This is a genomic window from Bradyrhizobium erythrophlei, assembly GCF_900129425.1.
GTDB lineage: Bacteria > Pseudomonadota > Alphaproteobacteria > Rhizobiales > Xanthobacteraceae > Bradyrhizobium > Bradyrhizobium erythrophlei_C.
The window spans coordinates 8669762-8687388 of record NZ_LT670817.1 but is presented as its reverse complement, the minus strand read 5'-3'; the positions used below and the strand labels follow the sequence as shown (position 1 = coordinate 8687388).

The 17627-nt window shown below is 63.5% G+C and carries 20 protein-coding genes; 12 read left to right on the top strand and 8 right to left on the bottom strand.

Annotation, left to right across the window (positions count from 1 at the left end; genetic code table 11):
• Positions 1–6: 6 nt before the first annotated feature.
• Together coaE and dnaQ are read left to right on the top strand one after the other, a co-directional pair.
• On the top strand, positions 7–606 hold the full coding sequence (gene coaE, locus B5527_RS41310) for a dephospho-CoA kinase (protein WP_079606620.1): 600 nt from the start codon (positions 7–9) through the stop codon (positions 604–606).
• Positions 607–633: 27 nt separating this feature from the next.
• Positions 634–1326: a DNA polymerase III subunit epsilon gene (dnaQ, locus tag B5527_RS41305; protein ID WP_079606619.1), complete on the top strand. Its 693-nt coding sequence runs from the start codon at positions 634–636 to the stop codon at positions 1324–1326.
• 101 nt (positions 1327–1427) lie between these two features.
• Here the strand turns inward: dnaQ and secB are convergent, their stop codons facing one another.
• Positions 1428–1916 carry a protein-export chaperone SecB gene (gene secB / locus B5527_RS41300; RefSeq protein ID WP_079606618.1) on the bottom strand — a complete coding sequence of 163 codons (489 nt, stop codon included), beginning with the start codon at positions 1914–1916 and terminating at the stop codon, positions 1428–1430.
• 479 nt (positions 1917–2395) lie between these two features.
• Between secB and B5527_RS41295 the strand changes: the two genes are divergently transcribed.
• The 3 genes from B5527_RS41295 to B5527_RS41285 are packed head-to-tail and all read left to right on the top strand — an operon-like array spanning position 2396 to position 5284.
• Positions 2396–3100, top strand: a complete 705-nt coding sequence (locus B5527_RS41295) for a Tim44/TimA family putative adaptor protein (protein ID WP_079606617.1) — start codon at positions 2396–2398, stop codon at positions 3098–3100.
• 40 nt (positions 3101–3140) lie between these two features.
• Positions 3141–4691 (top strand): murein transglycosylase A, encoded by a 1551-nt coding sequence (mltA, locus tag B5527_RS41290; protein WP_245332439.1) that lies wholly within the window; start codon positions 3141–3143, stop codon positions 4689–4691.
• Entirely contained in the window at positions 4688–5284 is a 597-nt protein-coding gene (locus B5527_RS41285) for a Smr/MutS family protein (protein WP_079606615.1), read from the top strand. The genes mltA and B5527_RS41285 overlap by 4 nt, the downstream gene beginning before the upstream one ends.
• Positions 5285–5289: 5 nt before the next feature.
• On the opposite strand, the gene B5527_RS41280 is transcribed toward B5527_RS41285, so the two are convergent.
• From B5527_RS41280 to hslV, 5 genes are all read right to left on the bottom strand, one after another.
• Positions 5290–6414: a hypothetical protein gene (locus tag B5527_RS41280; protein ID WP_079606614.1), complete on the bottom strand. Its 1125-nt coding sequence runs from the start codon at positions 6412–6414 to the stop codon at positions 5290–5292.
• A 263-nt stretch (positions 6415–6677) separates the two neighbouring features.
• Complete coding sequence (hslU, locus tag B5527_RS41275; protein ID WP_079606613.1) at positions 6678–7979, bottom strand: ATP-dependent protease ATPase subunit HslU; 1302 nt, start codon at positions 7977–7979, stop codon at positions 6678–6680.
• A 50-nt stretch (positions 7980–8029) separates the two neighbouring features.
• Positions 8030–8632 carry a DUF2585 domain-containing protein gene (locus tag B5527_RS41270; RefSeq protein ID WP_079606612.1) on the bottom strand — a complete coding sequence of 201 codons (603 nt, stop codon included), beginning with the start codon at positions 8630–8632 and terminating at the stop codon, positions 8030–8032.
• Complete coding sequence (locus B5527_RS41265) at positions 8629–9114, bottom strand: GNAT family N-acetyltransferase (protein ID WP_079606611.1); 486 nt, start codon at positions 9112–9114, stop codon at positions 8629–8631. The genes B5527_RS41270 and B5527_RS41265 overlap by 4 nt, the downstream gene beginning before the upstream one ends.
• A 3-nt stretch (positions 9115–9117) precedes the next feature.
• Positions 9118–9678, bottom strand: a complete 561-nt coding sequence (hslV, locus tag B5527_RS41260) for an ATP-dependent protease subunit HslV (RefSeq protein ID WP_079606610.1) — start codon at positions 9676–9678, stop codon at positions 9118–9120.
• A 182-nt stretch (positions 9679–9860) separates the two neighbouring features.
• Between hslV and hisB the strand changes: the two genes are divergently transcribed.
• The 7 genes from hisB (at position 9861) to coaA (ending at position 14661) form a co-directional block, all read left to right on the top strand.
• A complete protein-coding gene (hisB, locus tag B5527_RS41255; protein WP_079606609.1) occupies positions 9861–10454 on the top strand; it encodes an imidazoleglycerol-phosphate dehydratase HisB in 594 nt (197 codons plus the stop codon).
• A gap of 29 nt (positions 10455–10483) precedes the next feature.
• The gene (locus B5527_RS41250; protein ID WP_079606608.1) at positions 10484–11014 is read left to right on the top strand and encodes a DUF2628 domain-containing protein; all 531 of its coding nucleotides are present in this window, start codon (positions 10484–10486) and stop codon (positions 11012–11014) included.
• Positions 11011–11661, top strand: a complete 651-nt coding sequence (gene hisH, locus B5527_RS41245; protein WP_079606607.1) for an imidazole glycerol phosphate synthase subunit HisH — start codon at positions 11011–11013, stop codon at positions 11659–11661. Before B5527_RS41250 ends, hisH begins: the two co-directional genes overlap by 4 nt.
• Positions 11662–11719: 58 nt before the next feature.
• On the top strand, positions 11720–12460 hold the full coding sequence (gene hisA / locus B5527_RS41240) for a 1-(5-phosphoribosyl)-5-[(5-phosphoribosylamino)methylideneamino]imidazole-4-carboxamide isomerase (RefSeq protein WP_079606606.1): 741 nt from the start codon (positions 11720–11722) through the stop codon (positions 12458–12460).
• 12 nt (positions 12461–12472) lie between these two features.
• Complete coding sequence (gene hisF / locus B5527_RS41235) at positions 12473–13249, top strand: imidazole glycerol phosphate synthase subunit HisF (protein ID WP_079606605.1); 777 nt, start codon at positions 12473–12475, stop codon at positions 13247–13249.
• A 77-nt stretch (positions 13250–13326) separates the two neighbouring features.
• Positions 13327–13656, top strand: a complete 330-nt coding sequence (locus B5527_RS41230) for a phosphoribosyl-ATP diphosphatase (protein ID WP_079606604.1) — start codon at positions 13327–13329, stop codon at positions 13654–13656.
• Between the two features lie 48 nt (positions 13657–13704).
• Complete coding sequence (gene coaA / locus B5527_RS41225; RefSeq protein WP_079606603.1) at positions 13705–14661, top strand: type I pantothenate kinase; 957 nt, start codon at positions 13705–13707, stop codon at positions 14659–14661.
• Between the two features lie 27 nt (positions 14662–14688).
• On the opposite strand, the gene B5527_RS41220 is transcribed toward coaA, so the two are convergent.
• Both B5527_RS41220 and B5527_RS41215 read right to left on the bottom strand, forming a co-directional pair.
• Positions 14689–16947, bottom strand: a complete 2259-nt coding sequence (locus B5527_RS41220; protein WP_079606602.1) for an ATP-binding protein — start codon at positions 16945–16947, stop codon at positions 14689–14691.
• Positions 16948–17127: 180 nt separating this feature from the next.
• The gene (locus B5527_RS41215; RefSeq protein WP_079606601.1) at positions 17128–17595 is read right to left on the bottom strand and encodes a hypothetical protein; all 468 of its coding nucleotides are present in this window, start codon (positions 17593–17595) and stop codon (positions 17128–17130) included.
• Between the last annotated feature and the right edge of the window lie 32 nt (positions 17596–17627).

The following is a 17627-nucleotide window of genomic DNA, read 5'->3' as shown; positions in this document are numbered from 1 at the left end:
GCTTGAATGATACTTCTTGGGCTGACCGGCTCGATCGGGATGGGGAAATCAACCACCGCGAAGCTCTTCGCCGAAGCCGGCGCGCCGGTTTACGATGCCGATGCGGCCGTTCACAGGCTGTACGAAGGCGAGGCAGTGCCTGCCATCGAAGCGGCGTTTCCAGGCACGACCGCGGACGGCAAAGTCGACCGCGCGCTGCTCTCGGCTCGGGTGCTGCATGATCCAGCCGCGATGAAGCAGCTGGAGCAGATCGTTCATCCGATGCTCGGCGCCTCCCGCCAAAAGTTCCTTCACGACGCCGAGCAATCCGGCGCGCCGGTCGCCGTGGTCGACGTGCCGCTGTTGTTCGAAACCGGCGGCGAGAAACGCGTCGATGCGGTGGTGGTGGTGACGACGACATCAGAAATTCAGCGCCAGCGGGTTTTGGCCCGCGACAACATGACCCGCGAGATGTTCGACACGATCCTGGCGCGGCAGTTGCCCGACGCCGAGAAGCGCAAGCGCGCGGATTTCGTGGTGGATACGTCGCACGGACTTGATCCGGTGCGGGCACGAATCAGGGATATTCTGGCCGAGGCTGTTAACATGCCGCAGCGACGATCCTGATTCGTCATTCCCAACGGTTTATAGTCCATGCGCGAAATCGTTCTCGATACCGAAACCACCGGCCTCGACCCGCTGCGGGGCGACCGGCTGGTCGAAATCGGCTGCGTCGAGATCTTCAACCGCATGCCGACCGGGCAGACCTTTCACCGGCATCTCAATCCCGAGCGCGACATGCCGGCCGAAGCCTTTGCGGTGCACGGTCTCTCCGGCGAGTTCCTCGCCGACAAGCCGCTTTTCGCCCATGTGGTCGAGGAGTTCCTGGAATTCATCGCCGACGCGCCGCTGGTGATCCACAACGCATCGTTCGATATCGGCTTCATCAACGCCGAGCTTGACCGCATCAAACGGCCGGCGATCGCGCGCGACCGGCTGGTCGACACGCTGCTGCTGGCGCGGCGCAAGCATCCGGGCGTGTCGAACCGTCTCGACGATCTCTGCTCGCGATACGCGATTGACAATTCGCACCGCACCAAGCACGGCGCATTGCTCGACGCCGAACTTCTGGCCGAAGTCTATATCGATCTGATCGGGGCCCGGCAGTCGCAATTGATCCTGGCGGCCGAAACGCGTGATACGCGCGGCGGATACGGGGAAATGCCGCGGCGACAACGCGAGGTGCCGCTTATGCCGCGGATCACCGAGGCCGATCGCATGGCGCATCGTGCCTTTATCGCCACGCTCGGCGACAAGGCGATCTGGAAGGATTTTCTGGGCGCGTGATCCCCAGCGTATTCCGCAAAAAGCATGCCCTCGGACCTGATCCGAGGGCGGATACCGGTTTTGCGATTAAAATACGCGCAAAACCCAAGCGCGACCCGTGGTTAGCTTGGTTTTCCCTGCGCGGCCTGGGCGGTAGCCTGTCGTTCCAGGTTCTGCCGGTACAGGCCGACGAAATCGACGGGGTCCAGCATCAGCGGCGGGAAACCGCCATCGCGCACCGAGGTGGCGATGATTTCGCGCGCGAACGGGAACAAGAGCCGCGGACATTCGATCATGATCAGCGGATGCAGGTTTTCCGGCGGCACGTTGAGAATGCGGAATACGCCTGCATAGGCGAGATCAAAGCTGAACATTACCTTGCCGGCATTTTCCGCCTTGCCTTCGACCGAAAGCGTCACTTCATATTCGTTTTCGGCGATATTGTTGGCGGTAACGTTGATCTGGATATTGATCGCCGGCTGCTGTGGTTGCGGCGCCAGCGAGGCGGGCGCGTTCGGATTCTCGAACGACAGGTCCTTGGTATACTGCGCCAGCACGTTCAGCTGGGGAGGAGGGGCTGCTTCGGGAGGCGCGCCGTTGCCGTTGGTCATGAAATCTCTCCTGAAAGCGAGCGGAGCAGGTTTTATGTCCGGAATCGCTCGTACGGTGTGAAAATGCCGTTGTCGGGGCGAGTGGCTATCATAGCCCCACCTCATTCTACAAGGACGACCATCACCTGCGCCCCACCAAGGCGCGCCGCCTCGGAGCGGGCGGCACGGCTTGGGAATACCCGCCAGCCTGCCAACCAGCATACTCTCTAAATTGTTGAATATGCGCGATTTCCGCGCATGCCGGGGGGTTTCCCCTTGCGACGAAAACGCGCTACAATTCGCGGGTGGCAAACGGGGTGCGGCATCGGCTTGTCCTATTTCCACCGGCATGGCCTTTCATGCCAAAACGCGCCATTGGCTAGGCCAAGTTTCGTGCCTACATGCTGCAGACCCATCCATGATGTAATCTCTGCCGTTCCCCGAGGGGAACGCTCTACCGCCGGAGCCATTGCCGGCGCAGACCAGAAAGCGAATGCGACGTGGATATTTACACCATCATCTTCCTGGCGCTGGCGGTCTTCATCTTCCTGCGCCTGCGCAATGTGCTCGGACAGCGTACCGGCAGCGAGCGGCCGCCCTATGATCGCACCGCGCGCAATGTGGTGCAGGGCGCCCAGGACAATAAAGTGGTTCCGATACCGGGAGCGGTAATCGACCAGGCGCCTCTGGCGCCCACGGCAGACGTCGCGCCGCCGACCGACCGCTGGAAGGGGCTGACCGAGCCCGGCACGCCGCTCGCCCAGGGGCTCGATGCCATTGCGGCCCAGGATTCCTCGTTCGATCCGCGGCATTTCCTCAGCGGGGCGCGCAGCGCCTATGAGATGATCGTGCTGGCGTTCGCCAACGGCGATCGCCGCGCGCTTAAGGATCTGTTGTCATCGGAGGTCTATGATAGTTTCGAGAGCGTAATCCGCGACCGCGAGAAGCACGAGCAAAAGACGGAAACGCGGTTCGTTTCGATCGACAAGGCCGAACTCGTCGGCGCCGAAAGCCGCGACCGGGCGGCACAGCTGACCGTTCGTTTTGTGTCGCAGATGATTTCGGTGACCCGCGACAAGGCCGGCACGATCGTCGACGGCAATCCGGACAAGGTCGCCGATATCACCGATGTTTGGACGTTCGCCCGCGACATTACTTCACGCGATCCGAACTGGAAGCTGGTTGGCACCGGCAGCGCTCACTAGCGCGCGGGCTTTTTGGCGATACGCTGCCGCGTGTTGTGCGATGGCCGTCGCGTTGTCGCTGTTTCCGGTTGCCGCGCGTACCGCGCGTCATGTTTGGTCCCATCTTCCGGATGCTGCCGCGCGCCACCTCCCCTACCCCCGTCTTGAATGGCCGCTCGAAATCAGCGGCAGCCAATATGCTCCGGTCGCATGGGCCGATATCGCCGGCTGGAGCGAGGACGACCACCTGCAGGCCTACAAGGCATTTCGCACCAGCTGCAAGCCGATCGCGCAGCAGCAAATGCCATCAGCCGATCCCAAGGCCCTGGGCACCTCGTTGCGCGATCCATGCCGCGCGGCCAGGGCCGCCGACATTTCGAGTGGCGCTAGGGCCAGGGCCTTCTTTGAGGAGCACTTTCTGCCCCTGCGCATTTCGCGGCTTGGGGAGGACGCGGGCTTCGTTACCGGCTACTACGAGCCGGTCATCGACGGATCCCGCACCCAGACCGACGTCTACTCTGTGCCGGTCTATCGCCGTCCATCGAATTTGTTCGTCCGCGGCTTCAAGCAGGACGCGCCCAGTCTGCCCAACAAGGGCCAGGTGTTTCGCAAGATCGGGCGCCGCAAGCTCGTGCCCTACTACGACCGCGCCGAGATCGAAGACGGCGCGATTGCCGGCCGCGGCCTTGAAATCTGCTGGCTAAAAAATCAGACCGATCTGCTGTTCGCGCAAATCCAGGGTTCGGCCCGGGTCCACCTCGCGGACGGCACCACCATCCGCATCAATTATGATGCGCATAATGGCTATCCCTATACGGCGGTCGGGCGCATCCTGATCGATCGCGGCATCATTCCGAAAGAGCAGATGTCGATGCAGAAGATCAGGGAGTGGATGGAGCAAAATCCCGACGGCGCCAAGGATTTGCGGCGGCAGAACCGCTCCTACGTGTTCTTCCGCGAAGTGCAGCTCTCCGACAAGGATGAAGCGGTCGGCGCGCAGGGCGTGCCGCTGACGCCGGGACGGTCGATCGCGGTCGACGGGGCGCTGCACGTCTATGGCACGCCGTTCTTTATCGAGGGCGAACTGCCGATCGAATCGGCGCGGTCGAAGACGCCGTTTCGGCGGCTGATGGTGGCGCAGGACACCGGCTCCGCGATTACAGGTCCTGCGCGCGCCGATATCTATTACGGCGCCGGCGCGGAAGCCGGCAGGGTGTCCGGCCGCTTCCGGCACACCATGCGCTTCGTGATCCTGGTGCCGAAGAGCCTCGATCCCGTGGCGAGGGGCCGCAAGATGCCGCTGCCGGATGCGCGGCCCTCGGCGAAAATCGCGAAGCTGTTCCCGCAGGTCGATCCCCTGAAGGATCAGCAAAAAGATCAGAAGGCCGGCGCGAAGCCGCCGGAGAATTCCGCGGCGCCCGTTGGAAAGGACACCGCCAGCCCGCCGGCATCCGCGAACAAGTCACCGCCCCCGGCAGCCGCGACGCAAGCTTCGAGCGCCCCGCCCGCTGCCGTACCAGCCGTACCGCTGCCGGAGCCGCGGCCCAACCTCAAGCCGGGCCGCGACCGGCGGCGTCAGCGTTACTATCGTCGTTATCGTCGCCGCCGATGAAACGCCCGCCCTCGCCCTCGATTCCCGAATTGGCCACGCCACCACGTCGCAAGCGCGGCTTGAGCGAAGAAGAGCGCGCGTTATGGGAGAGCGTTGCGAAACAGACGAAGCCGCTCCGGAAAAGGCCCCGCGCCGCCAAGCCGCCGGCGGATGCGCCGGTCGCGGATTCCCCACTTGCTGTGAAACCCGGGGCAATGCCAAGGCGCGTTGCGCCTGTCGCGATCACAAGTGCGCAAAAGCCTCCCACACCGCCGCTGGCGCCCATCGGACGCCGCGAGCGTTCGCAGCTTTCGCGCGGACGGAAGGAGATCGAGGCCCGGCTCGACCTGCACGGCATGACGCAGACCCGCGCCCACCACGCGCTATCGGGCTTCCTGCAGCGCGCCCACAGCGATGGCCTGACCTTCGTGCTGGTCATCACCGGCAAAGGCAAAATGGGGGCTGAATCCGAGCGCGGGGTATTGCGCCGCCAAGTGCCGCAATGGCTGAGCCTGCCGGAATTCCGCTCGCTGGTGGTTGGTTTTGAGGAAGCCCATATCGGCCATGGCGGCGAGGGCGCGCTTTACGTGCGCATCAGGCGATCAAAAATCTGAGATGCCTAAAATGGCCTGACGATCCCGACCCGCGGGATCAGCGTCACGATCCAGCCGAGAATGGTGGTCTTTCGATCATCCGCCGCTATCGGCGGCACGGGTTTCGAACCGGGCAAGGTCTTCACCGCGTGCAGGATCAGGAACATGCAGACCGCCCAGTTCGAGATCCATCGCGAATAGTCGAACACCATCGCAAAGATGATCAGATAGGCCGCGCTCACCATCACGATGGCGGAAATGACGATGCGTCGATGCACATCTTCCGCCAGCGACCGGATCAGGTCGGCAAAATATTTCCAGAGCGGTGCATGCAGCCAGATCAGCAACGCGAACACCGGCACGCCCAGAATGTTGGATGGCATCCGATTCCAGGTGTCCTCGATTTCCTTGGAAAGCGGCTGATACCAGATATAACTGAAACTGAGCAGGTCGGTCCGGCTCGGGTCGGTCATGCGGCTCTGCAGATAGCGGACGAACTCTTCCGAAGGCACTGTCACCGATCCTAGGAATTGCGCGGACAGAAACAACAGGCCGATGGCCGCGATCGCACCGATGCCGACGATTGCGTTTAGCCGCGTCAAACCCTGCACGAGATAATACCGCAGCACCACGATGACCGCGATGGTCGGCACATACATCAAGACATGAATGTGGTGGATCAGGATCAGGATCATCGAGGCAAGCGCCGCAAGCATCACAAAAATCACGGAGCGCGCCGGCACCAGCAGCAAGCAAATCGCGAATGCACAGCCGTAGATATCGAAATGCCCCAGCGTGTGCATGAAATTCTTGAAGAAGAACGGCGAGCCGGCCATCAGCACGAACAGCGGCATCTGCGCATCGTCAAAGCCGAAGGTTCGCCGGAACAGTTTGACGAACAGCGCAAGCGTGATCAGCCAGACAGCACCGCTGAGCGCGAATACCAGCCACACCGGCACCTTTGCGAAAAACAGCGACACCAGCGCGCCGATCAGCGCCCGCTTGGTAAAGCCGAAATGATAGTCGACCAGAAGATGGATGTAGGGGACGTAGGGCGCGCGCGTGATCTTGTAGAGAAAGACCCCAATGACGACGGCGATATTGACGGCGAGCATCAGGCGCCAGGGGTTTTCCCGCACACGCAGATTCATTCGGCACCCGGAAACAACGGCTCAATCAGGCTCGAACTTATCACACGGCAAATGTGCGGAGCGCAACGCGCCATTATTCCGGATGTCGTCCCGGCCAAGCCAATGGGTCCGGCCTTCGGCCGGCCCGATGACAGGCTCCGCGCGAGCCGGAACCCAGAGCCACAAATATTTAAGGCGCGAAGGCTGGAGCCATCACGCCGTCCACGACCAACATCGCCGGCTGGATCCCTGCATTCACATGCACCCGCAGGGACGACAACAAACTACAAAATAAACCGGCTCAAATCGGCGTTCTTGGCGAGATCGCCGACGTGCTTCTGCACGTAGTCAGCGTCGATCTGGATGGTCTCGCCATTGCGGTCGGGCGCGGCGAACGAAATTTCGTCGAGCACGCGTTCCATCACGGTCTGCAGCCGCCGCGCGCCGATATTCTCCACCGTGGAATTGACGGCCACCGCCACGTCCGCGAGCGCGTCGATCGCGCCGTCGGTGATATCCAGCGTCACGCCCTCGGTCTGCATCAGCGCTACATATTGCTTGATCAGGGAAGCCTCGGGCTCGGTCAGGATGCGGCGCATGTCGTCACGCGTCAGCGCTTCCAGTTCGACCCGGATCGGCAGCCGACCCTGCAATTCGGGCAAGAGATCCGATGGCTTGGCGATATGAAACGCGCCCGACGCGATGAACAGGATGTGATCGGTCTTCACGGTGCCGTGCTTGGTCGACACCGTGGTGCCTTCGATCAGGGGCAAGAGGTCGCGCTGCACGCCTTCGCGCGAAACATCGCCGCCGGTGCGGCCATCGCGCACGCAGATCTTGTCGATCTCGTCGAGGAACACGATGCCGTTATTCTCGACCGCATGGATCGATTCCTGCACCAGCTGATCGTTGTCCAACAGCTTGTCGGATTCCTCGTTGACCAGAAGCTCGTGGGAATCCTCTACGGTCAGGCGGCGGGTCTTGGTTCGTCCGCCCATCTTGCCGAAGATATCGCCGATCGATATCGCGCCCATCTGCGCCCCCGGCATCCCGGGAATCTCGAACATCGGCATTCCTCCGGAGGATTGCGTCTCGACCTCGATTTCCTTGTCGTTGAGTTCGCCGGCGCGCAGCTTCCTGCGGAACGAATCGCGCGTCGCGGCGCTGGAATTGGCGCCGACCAGGGCATCGAGCACCCGGTCCTCGGCGGCAAGCTGGGCGCGCGCCTGCACGTCCTTGCGCTTGCGTTCACGGGTTTGCGCGATCGCGACTTCGACCAGATCGCGAATGATCTGCTCGACGTCGCGGCCGACGTAACCGACTTCGGTGAATTTGGTGGCTTCGACCTTGATGAAAGGCGCGCCGGCGAGTTTCGCCAGCCGCCGCGCGATCTCGGTCTTGCCCACTCCGGTCGGCCCGATCATCAGGATATTTTTCGGCAGCACCTCCTCGCGCAAGCTGCCGGTGAGCTGCAGCCGCCGCCAGCGGTTGCGTAGCGCGATGGAGACCGCGCGCTTGGCGTCGGTCTGGCCGACGATGAAGCGGTCGAGTTCGGATACGATTTCACGGGGGGAGAAGTCAGTCATGGGCCCTAGGTAGGTTCAAAATGTTGCGGGGACAAGCGGCGTTGAATTCATTAGATAATCGGTGGTCCGGCCTGCCATTGCCGGATCGCATCAAAGGGGTGGACCAGCATGATGATGTTCAGGGTAAGATTGTCGCGAATGTGAAGTCCCACCAGAATCTCGAACGCGAGCGTGAGGCCAACCGTCAGCGCAACCGGCAGTTTTCTGGCCAGTAAAAATCCCGCGACCATCGACAGCGTGTCGGAAACCGAATTGACGATGCTGTCGCCATAATAGTCCAGCGACATCGTTCCGGTGCGGTATCGCTCGATGATCCAGTTGGAATTTTCAACGACCTCCCAGCTGCCTTCGACCAGCATCGCTACAATGAGACGGCCGGGCCAGGACAGGCGCGGCAGCAACAGCCAGGTCGCGGCGTAGAACAGGAAGCCATGGATGATGTGCGAGAAGGTGTACCAGTCGGTGAGGTGCTGCGAATTCTCCGAGCTCTGCACCACGCCGTGCCAGAACTTGACGTAGCCGCAGGTGCAGATCGGCACTCGCCCCATCGCAAACAGGATCGATGCTTGCAGCGCGAGCAGGCCGCCGGCGATCAGCAGCCAATGCCAGGGGGAAAAGTCGCGGGTGCCTGACGCGTCATGTTGCAGCGTCATGGATTTCGCATCATCAGCAGGGCCGAACCATCCGGCGTATCGATCATGCGGTCGCTTTGAAAGCCCGCCTTGGCGTAAGCGCGGACCGCGCGGCCATTGTCCGGATCGGGATCGGTCACGATGCGCGGAATTCCCGATTTCAGCAAAGTGTCAACGAATTGCCGGATGAAGCGCGAGCCATGTCCGCGGCCGATCATTTCGGGGTCGCCGATAAATTGATCGATGCCGCGTGTCCTGGGGGGCTGCGGGCCGAAACCCTGGTTCCAGGTGCTGAGTGCGTAGCACTGGATATAGCCGAACGGATGGCCGCCAAGGGCGACGATGAACTGGTCCATGTCGGGATGCTCGAGATCGCCGCTCACCAGCGCGTATTGTTCGGCGGGCTCCCCCCACCAACTCCTGACCTCCGGCGTCTCGAGCCAGTTCCGGATCAAGGGCAGATCGGCTCCGGCCATCGGGCGGAAGGCATAATCCGGCGCCATCGATCAGCCGCCCTGCAGCGTCTCGATGGTCACATTGCGATTGGTGTAGACACAAATGTCGGCGGCGATATCGAGCGCGCGGCGCACGATGGTCTCGGCATCCTTGTCGCTGTCGACCAGCGCGCGGGCGGCCGCCAAGGCATAATTGCCGCCGGATCCGATCGCCATCACGCCGGCCTCCGGCTCCAGAACGTCTCCGGTGCCGGTCAGAACCAGCGACACATCCTTGTCGGCGACGATCATCATCGCCTCCAGCCGCCGCAGATAGCGGTCCGTCCGCCAGTCCTTGGCAAGCTCGACCGCGGCCCGGGTCAGTTGCCCCGGATATTGCTCGAGCTTGCTTTCCAGCCGCTCGAACAGCGTGAAGGCATCGGCCGTGGCACCGGCAAATCCGCCGATGACGTCGCCCTTGCCGAGTTTGCGGACCTTTTTGGCGTTGGATTTAATGACGGTCTGGCCGATCGAGACCTGCCCGTCGCCGCCGATCACCACCTTGCCGCCCTTGCGGACGGTCAAAATGGTGGTGCCGTGCCAGACCGGCGACTCGGATTGTGATGCTTGCATGGAGTACCTCGCGTTCCGCCAGATTTAGGGACTAAGGCCGGGGGTTACAATCGGCGACGCTTTGGCGGCGGATTCCGGTCACCATAGCCCGAAGTTCGGTCCGAAGAGGACGATCCCGCAGTAGCGAACGCGGGGGGAGCCTGTTAAAAGGGCCGCGTTTTCGAGAGGGATAAGCACTTTTCATGCGCATAGCGACCATCAAGCGCAAGACCAAGGAGACCGACATCGAGGTGACAGTGGACCTCGACGGGTCGGGCGTGTCCAATATTGCCACCGGCATCGGCTTTTTCGACCATATGCTGGATCTGCTGGCCCGGCATTCGCGCATCGACCTCACGGTGAAGGCGGTCGGCGACCTCCATATCGACCACCATCACACCACGGAGGATGTCGGCATCGCGCTCGGCCAGGCGGTGAAGCAGGCGCTCGGCACCATGGCCGGGATCACCCGCTATGCCAGTATCCACATGCCGATGGACGAGACGCTGTCACGCGTCGTGATCGACATTTCGGGACGGCCGGTGCTGGTGTTCAAGGTGGAGTTTCCGCGCGACAAGGTCGGTACATTCGATACCGAACTGGTTCGCGAATGGTTCAATGCCTTTGCGATCAATGCCGGCGTGACTTTGCACGTCGAGACCCTATATGGCGAGAACAGCCATCATATCGCCGAATCCTGCTTCAAGGGTCTGGCGAGGGCGCTGCGCGCAGCGGTCGCGATCGATCCGCGTGCCGCTGGTGAAGTGCCGTCCACCAAGGGTCAGCTCGGCGGCTGATTTCCTGTCGTTCGCGGCGGAGAGGTACGATGCCGGTTTACACTGTTCACGCTCCCACAGCGAATGATGTGGGCATTCGCGCAACCGACCGCTTCGCATTCGTTCGCGACGGCTTTCACGTCTGGGCAGCATTGCTGGGACCGGTGTGGCTCGCCTGGCATCGGCTATGGCTGGCGCTGATCGGCTGGATCGTCGTGATCGCCGCCATCGACGTCGGAATGGCGCGCCTCGGCGGCGGCGCAGGAGCGATCTTCCTGGCCAATGTACTGATGGCGTTGTTGATGGGATCGGAAGCGGCCAGCCTGCAGCGCTGGACCTTGTCGCGGCGCAACTGGCGCCAGCTCGACATCGTGGTGGCCGACGACGAGGAATCGGCCGAGCGGCGTTTTTTCGATCGCTGGACCGCCAAACAGCGCGCGCTCGCTAACGATCAATTGGCGGTCGATCGCGGCGCGCCGCCGCCGACGCGGGATATTCCGGGGCAGCCGTTTTCGCGCCCGCCGCCGTTGCCGCAGAGCGAGATCATCGGATTGTTTCCGGAACCGGGAGCCTCGCGTTGAGCGTTGCCATCATCGATTACGGCTCCGGCAATCTACACTCGGCGGCGAAGGCGTTCGAGCGCGCATCGCGCGGCATGCAAGATCCGCAGAAGATCGTGGTGACCCGCGATCCTGAAGTGGTGTTTCGCGCCGACCGCATTGTGCTGCCCGGCGTCGGTGCCTTCGCCGATTGTCGCCGGGGCCTCGACGCGCTTGACGGCATGATCGAGGCGATGACGGAGGCAGTGCGAAGCAAGGCGCGGCCGTTCTTCGGCATCTGCGTCGGTATGCAGCTGATGGCGACCCGCGGCAAGGAGCACGTCACCACGGACGGCTTCAACTGGATCGCCGGCGACGTCGAAAAGATTTCGCCGCGCGAGGAGAATCTGAAAATTCCCCATATGGGCTGGAACACGCTCGATATGATCAGGGAGCATCCGGTGCTCGAACGCCTGCCGCTGGGACCGAAAGGCCGTCACGCCTATTTCGTGCATTCCTATCACCTCAACGCGACCAACGAGGCCGATGTGCTGGCACGCGCCGATTACGGCGGTCCGGTCACGGCCATCGTCGGCAAGGACACCGCGGTCGGCACCCAGTTTCACCCGGAAAAGAGCCAGCGTTTCGGGCTGGCGCTGATCTCGAACTTTTTGAAATGGAAGCCGTGATGGGCACCCCCCCTCCCCGACCCTCCCCCGCAAGGGGGGAGGGAGCAGGAAGAGCAACGTGATCCTGTTTCCCGCGATCGACCTGAAAAACGGCCAATGCGTGCGCCTCGAACAGGGCGACATGGCGCGCGCGACTGTGTTCAACCTCGATCCCTCGGCACAGGCGCGCGACTTTGCCGCGCAGGGGTTCGAATATCTGCACGTGGTCGATCTCGACGGGGCCTTCGCCGGCAAGCCGATGAATGCGCTGGCCGTCGAGGCGATGCTCAAGGCTGTCACCATGCCGGTGCAGCTCGGCGGCGGCATCCGCGATCTAGGTACCGTCGAGGCCTGGCTCGCCAAGGGCATTACGCGGGTGATCATCGGTACCGCGGCGGTGCGCGATCCCGAACTGGTGAAGGGTGCCGCCAAAAAATTCCCCGGCCGCGTGGCCGTCGGTCTCGACGCGCGCGACGGCAAGGTCGCGGTCGAGGGTTGGGCCGAGACCTCGCAGGTCACCGCGCTTGAAATCGCGCAGCGGTTCGAGGATGCCGGCGTCGCCGCGATCGTCTTCACCGACATTGCGCGCGACGGTCTGTTGAAAGGCCTCAATCTCGATGCCACCATTGCGCTGGCCGAGCGCATCTCGATTCCGGTCATCGCCTCAGGCGGTTTTGCGTCCATCGATGACGTGAAGGCGCTGCTGGCGCCGCGCGCCAGGAAACTCGCTGGCGCTATCGCGGGCCGCGCGCTTTATGACGGCCGGCTCGATTCATCAGCCGCACTGGCGCTGATCCGCAACGCGCGCGCAGCGGCCTAGGAGTTTTCGAGAATGTTCAAGGTCCGCGTGATCCCCTGTCTCGACGTCAAGGACGGCCGAGTCGTCAAGGGCGTCAACTTCGTCGATCTGCGCGATGCCGGCGATCCCGTCGAAGCCGCGATCGCCTATGACGCCGCCGGCGCCGACGAGTTGTGCTTTCTCGACATTACCGCCACCCATGAAAATCGCGGCATCATGCTGGATGTGGTGCGGCGTACGGCGGAAGCCTGCTTCATGCCGCTGACGGTGGGCGGCGGGGTGCGCAGCATCGACGACATCAGGACGCTGCTGCGATCCGGCGCCGACAAGGTTTCGATCAACAGCGCCGCGGTCAGCCGCCGCGAATTCGTCAAGGAAGCCGCCGAGAAATTCGGCGATCAGTGCATCGTGGTTGCGATCGACGCCAAGCGCGTCAGGCGCGGCGGCGGCTCGGAGCGCTGGGAAATCTTCACCCATGGCGGACGCAATTCCACCGGGATCGACGCCATCGAATATGCCCAGGAAGTAGTCTCGCTCGGCGCCGGCGAGATCCTGCTCACCTCGATGGATCGCGACGGCACCAGGCAGGGTTTTGACATTCCCCTGACGCAGGCCGTGGCGGACAGCGTTGCCGTCCCCGTGATCGCGTCAGGCGGCGTCGGAAATCTCGACCACCTGGTCGATGGCATTCGCCAGGGCCATGCCACCGCGGTGCTGGCGGCGTCGATCTTCCATTTCGGCGAATTTACCATACGTGAAGCCAAGGACCATATGGTGCGCGCGGGGCTGCCGATGCGGCTCGACCCCTGACGACACTTTCTGACAGAAGTGCTACCTTCCTCCGGACGAGTGGCGCCCCATGTCTGCCGGGCGCGTGAGTTGAGTTGATGTCACGTTTCACAATCCACGATCTCGCCGCCACCATCGATGCCCGCGCGGCGTCGGGAGGAGAGGCGTCCTACACGCGCAAACTGCTGGACAAGGGTGCAGAGCATTGCGCCAAGAAATTTGGCGAGGAGGCGGTGGAAACCGTGATCGCCGCGGTCGAGAACGACCGCGACCACCTGATCGCCGAAAGCGCCGACCTGCTGTTTCACCTGCTGGTGCTGTTGAAATCGCGCGGCGTGAAGCTTGAGGACGTCGAGGCCGCCCTGGCGCGGCGCACGAGCATGTCGGGTCTCGAGGAGAAGGCCGCGCGCAAGCGCGACGGCGCATGAAGGTTTTCGGACCAGACCAGGCCCCAATCTAGCAACCAAGGCGGCTTCATGGATATTCGCGCAGCGGACCAGCAGTACAATCCCTACCGGGTATTCTCGCGCGACCAGTGGGCGCGGCTGCGCGATGATATGCCGATGACGCTGGAAGCCGACGAGATCGCCAAGCTGCGCTCGATGCACGACCGGCTCGATCTCAGCGAGGTCGAGGAGATTTATCTGCCGCTGTCGCGGCTGTTGTCGATCTATGTCGATTCCATGCAGCGGCTGTATTTCGCGCAGCGGCGCTTTCTCGGCATCGAAGACCGCAAGATGCCCTACATTATCGGCGTCGCCGGATCGGTGGCGGTCGGCAAGTCGACCACCGCGCGCGTGCTGCAGGCGCTGCTGGCGCGCTGGTCGCCGCGGCCGAAAGTCGATCTGGTGACGACCGACGGCTTTCTGTTTCCCAATGCGGTGCTCGAGCGGCAAGGCCTGATGCAGAAAAAGGGCTTTCCGGAGAGCTACGACCTGCCGACGCTGCTGTCGTTTCTGAGCGATACCAAGGCCGGAAGGCGGCCGGTGCGGGCGCCGGTCTATTCGCATCTGACCTACGACATCATTCCGAACGAATGGATCGAGATCGACAGGCCGGACATTCTGATCGTCGAGGGCGTCAACGTGCTGCAGACCGGCCGGCTGCCGCGCGACGGCAAGGCGGTGCCGGTGGTGTCGGATTTCTTCGATTTCTCGGTTTATATCGATGCCGAGGTCGCGGTGCTGCGCGACTGGTACGTCAGGCGTTTCCTGGCGCTGCGCGATACCGCGTTCCACGATCCCCGATCGTATTTTCACCGCTATGCCCTGCTCTCCGACGAGGAAGCCACCGCAACCGCGCTGGCGATCTGGGAACGCACCAACCTCGCCAACCTCGAAGACAACATTCTGCCGACCCGGCCGCGCGCGACGCTGATCCTGAAAAAGGGCGCCGACCATGTGGTTGAGACGGTGGCGCTGCGGCGGCTGTAGCGTATCTGGATGGAATGACGGCACGTCTCACGCCGCAAGATGCCGCGAGGCGGCCAAGCCCGCCAGCGCGTCGGCCAGCTTTTCCCGATCGAGCGGCTTGATCAGAAAACCATCCATGCCGGCCTCGAAGCAGGCGTAGCGATCCTCCACCAGCGTGTTCGCGGTCAGCGCCAGGATCGGCGTCTGGCGGCCCGGCTGGCCGGACTCAAGGCTGCGGATCCGTTTTGTGGTTTCGATGCCGTCGAGTTGCGGCATCTGGATATCCATCAGCACCAGGTCATAGGGCGCGCCGGCCGATTTGGCCGCCAGCCACGATTCCATCGCCTCCTCGCCATTGGTGGTGATGACGGCATGATGCCCCAGGCGAATCAGAAGCGAACGCATCAACAGCGCGTTGATCTCGTTGTCTTCCGCGACCAGCACCGAAAGACCTCGCGCCGGCGCGATGCCCGGGCTCTCCGCAGGATCCGAAAGCTCGATCAAGCCGTCGCCGGCAAGGTCAGGCGCGGGAATTTCCGGCGCCATCGCCAGGCGGGCCGCGAGCGACGCCGCGCGCAGCGGTTTGATCAGGTAGCCGGTGAACGCGGCGGAGGCGGAAGGCTGCAGTTCATGCCGCGCGGCCGGCGTGAACATGACGATGCGTTGCGTCGCGTGCATGCGCGCCGCCTGCCCCAGCGATTCGACCTCAGCCGCGCCGAGGGCGCGGTCGAGCAGGATAGCGTGCCAGGAACGCTCGGGCAGCAAGGCCTGCGCCACCGCGATATCCGACACCACGCAGGTCTGGCCGCCCCAGCGCTGCAGCCGCCGGGCGATCAGCGACGCCTCGATGCTCTGCGGCGCCACCAGCATGATCGACTGGCCGGTCAAGTCCGGCGCCGCGAACGGCTTTTGCTCGCTGCCGGCGGCCTCGGACGCCGCGAGCGGGATCGATACTTCGAAGGTCGAGCCAACGCCCGGCGTGCTTTCCAGGCTGATGCGGCCGCCCATGCGCTTGACGATGCGCTCGGAGATGCTCAGGCCCAAACCGGTGCCGCCGTAGCTGCGGGCGATACGGTCATCGGCCTGCTCGAATTCGCGGAAGATCCGCTCTCGCGCCTCGGGCGCGATGCCGATGCCGGTGTCGCGCACCAGAAAAACGATTTCGTTGGGCCAGATGCCCGGCTCGACGATCAGCGCCACGCCGCCGCTGGCGGTGAACTTGATCGCGTTGCCGGCGAGATTGAGCAGCACCTGGCGCAGCCTCGCGGAATCGCCGATCACCTCCACCGGCAGCCGTTCGTCGACATAGGCGGCGATCTCGAGTTTCCTCGCCTGCGCCCGCGGCGCCAGCAGTTCGGTGATATCCTCGATCAACGCGGCGAGCGCGAACGGGCGGTGTTCGAGATCGATCTTGCCGGCCTCGATCTTGGAATAATCCAGCAGTTCCTCGATCAGCGCCAGCAGCGCGTCGCCCGAAGTCTTCACCGCCCTGGCATAGGTCGTCTGCTCCGGCGTCAGCGGCGTATCCAATAGCAGCCCGCTCATGCCGATGATGCCGTTGAGCGGCGTGCGGATTTCGTGGCTCGCCCTCGCGAGGAAACGCGACTTGGCGCGGCTGGCGGCGTCGGCCTGGTCGCGGGCTTCGGCCAGCGCGCGTTCGGTCTCGGTGCGGTCGGTGACGTCGCGGCCGACGCTCTGCATCTCCGCCGGACGGCCCGCATCCGACCGGACCAGGCCCTCGCGCCACGCGATCCAGCGCGGGCCGAGCGCGGTTGCGATTTTCTGGTCATGGATCCGGGTGCCGTTCGGCTCGAGCGCGGCGTCGCCCTGCTCGAGCACCGTGAGCGTGAATTTGCCGCCGATCAGCGCGCGGCGAGGCAGCTGCGCCAATTCGCAATAGGCGTCGTTGACGAAGGTGATGCAGCCGTTGCTGTCGCGCAGCACGATCAGGTCGCCCTGGGATTCGAACAGGCTGCGGGCGCGCTCCTCGGCTTCCTTCAATTCCCAATTGCGGTCGGCCAGCGCTTCGTTGTGCAGGGCGATCTTGCGAATTTTCCGGTTGACCCAGCGCAGCCGCATGCTGAGCGTCGCCAGCGCGACGCAGGCGATTGCGAACAGAAAACTGGCGCCGATCGCAAAGGCATTCGGGTCATACCCGGAATCCGGCGAACGGCTGCCGGCGATGAACCCATAGGCGCCGCCGAAGGCCGCGGAGAAGATCGTGAACGAGCGCACCGCCAGGGTGAGCCATGGATGGCGTCGCGAGAAGCGGCGTATGTGCAACTTGATCCGGAAACCACGCCCCATCGCGCAACTATCCCTGTGATGGCCCTGGACTGCGATCGTTTCGCGCGAGCATTTCAGACTGCCTTGACGCGCGTCTGTCCCGGCGCCGACGATGGCGAAGCGACATTGCAAAGTGCTTGCGGCCGGGCGGCTTCACGCGCCGCGATGAGAACAGGGTTAACAGCGCGTTAAGCCTGAAATTCAGAGAGAGGCGGCCTCGAGGCGATGGTGTCCGCGGCTGGCGCCGACGATCAGGGCCGCGGCCTCGCGCGCCGTGAACGTCTTCGAGCGCACGAAGATCCGGTAGTCGGCCGGTCCGTCCGGCGAGAGATAAATCACCGGCGCGGCCGCCGTCGCCGTTGCGAAGATCGCGACCAGCCGCGTCGCCGCATTGGCCTCGCAGGCACCGGCCTCTTCGCTGTCGACATCGTCGACCACCGCGAAATCCGCCGCCTCGGCACTGTCCACCATCTGGACCCGCACCGTCGCCAGTGCCGGATCGTCGGTGAAACTGACGTGAAGCTGGGCCTGCCAGGGCGCCGAAGCAATCTCGACCGAGGTCTCGGCAACGGTGATGCAGGGCCGCGGTCCCGGCAACAGCCCGCCGCGCGCGAACACGGCGGCAATCAACAGCGGAACAGCCGAAGCCAGAATCTTGAAACGCAACATTGCACACACTCACTCAACGACAGGCCTCGAGA

Excerpts from the sequence above, each read along its gene's own strand:
- coaE (WP_079606620.1), top strand. The coding sequence starts at position 7 with ATGATACTTCTTGGGCTGACCGGCTCGATCGGGATGGGGAAATCAACC.
- dnaQ (WP_079606619.1), top strand. The coding sequence starts at position 634 with ATGCGCGAAATCGTTCTCGATACCGAAACCACCGGCCTCGACCCGCTG.
- secB (WP_079606618.1), bottom strand. The coding sequence starts at position 1,916 with ATGACCAACGGCAACGGCGCGCCTCCCGAAGCAGCCCCTCCTCCCCAG.
- mltA (WP_245332439.1), top strand. The coding sequence starts at position 3,141 with ATGGCCGTCGCGTTGTCGCTGTTTCCGGTTGCCGCGCGTACCGCGCGT.
- B5527_RS41285 (WP_079606615.1), top strand. The coding sequence starts at position 4,688 with ATGAAACGCCCGCCCTCGCCCTCGATTCCCGAATTGGCCACGCCACCA.
- B5527_RS41280 (WP_079606614.1), bottom strand. The coding sequence starts at position 6,414 with ATGAATCTGCGTGTGCGGGAAAACCCCTGGCGCCTGATGCTCGCCGTC.
- hslU (WP_079606613.1), bottom strand. The coding sequence starts at position 7,979 with ATGACTGACTTCTCCCCCCGTGAAATCGTATCCGAACTCGACCGCTTC.
- B5527_RS41270 (WP_079606612.1), bottom strand. The coding sequence starts at position 8,632 with ATGACGCTGCAACATGACGCGTCAGGCACCCGCGACTTTTCCCCCTGG.
- B5527_RS41265 (WP_079606611.1), bottom strand. The coding sequence starts at position 9,114 with ATGGCGCCGGATTATGCCTTCCGCCCGATGGCCGGAGCCGATCTGCCC.
- hslV (WP_079606610.1), bottom strand. The coding sequence starts at position 9,678 with ATGCAAGCATCACAATCCGAGTCGCCGGTCTGGCACGGCACCACCATT.
- hisB (WP_079606609.1), top strand. The coding sequence starts at position 9,861 with ATGCGCATAGCGACCATCAAGCGCAAGACCAAGGAGACCGACATCGAG.
- B5527_RS41250 (WP_079606608.1), top strand. The coding sequence starts at position 10,484 with ATGCCGGTTTACACTGTTCACGCTCCCACAGCGAATGATGTGGGCATT.
- hisF (WP_079606605.1), top strand. The coding sequence starts at position 12,473 with ATGTTCAAGGTCCGCGTGATCCCCTGTCTCGACGTCAAGGACGGCCGA.
- B5527_RS41230 (WP_079606604.1), top strand. The coding sequence starts at position 13,327 with ATGTCACGTTTCACAATCCACGATCTCGCCGCCACCATCGATGCCCGC.
- coaA (WP_079606603.1), top strand. The coding sequence starts at position 13,705 with ATGGATATTCGCGCAGCGGACCAGCAGTACAATCCCTACCGGGTATTC.
- B5527_RS41220 (WP_079606602.1), bottom strand. The coding sequence starts at position 16,947 with ATGGGGCGTGGTTTCCGGATCAAGTTGCACATACGCCGCTTCTCGCGA.
- B5527_RS41215 (WP_079606601.1), bottom strand. The coding sequence starts at position 17,595 with ATGTTGCGTTTCAAGATTCTGGCTTCGGCTGTTCCGCTGTTGATTGCC.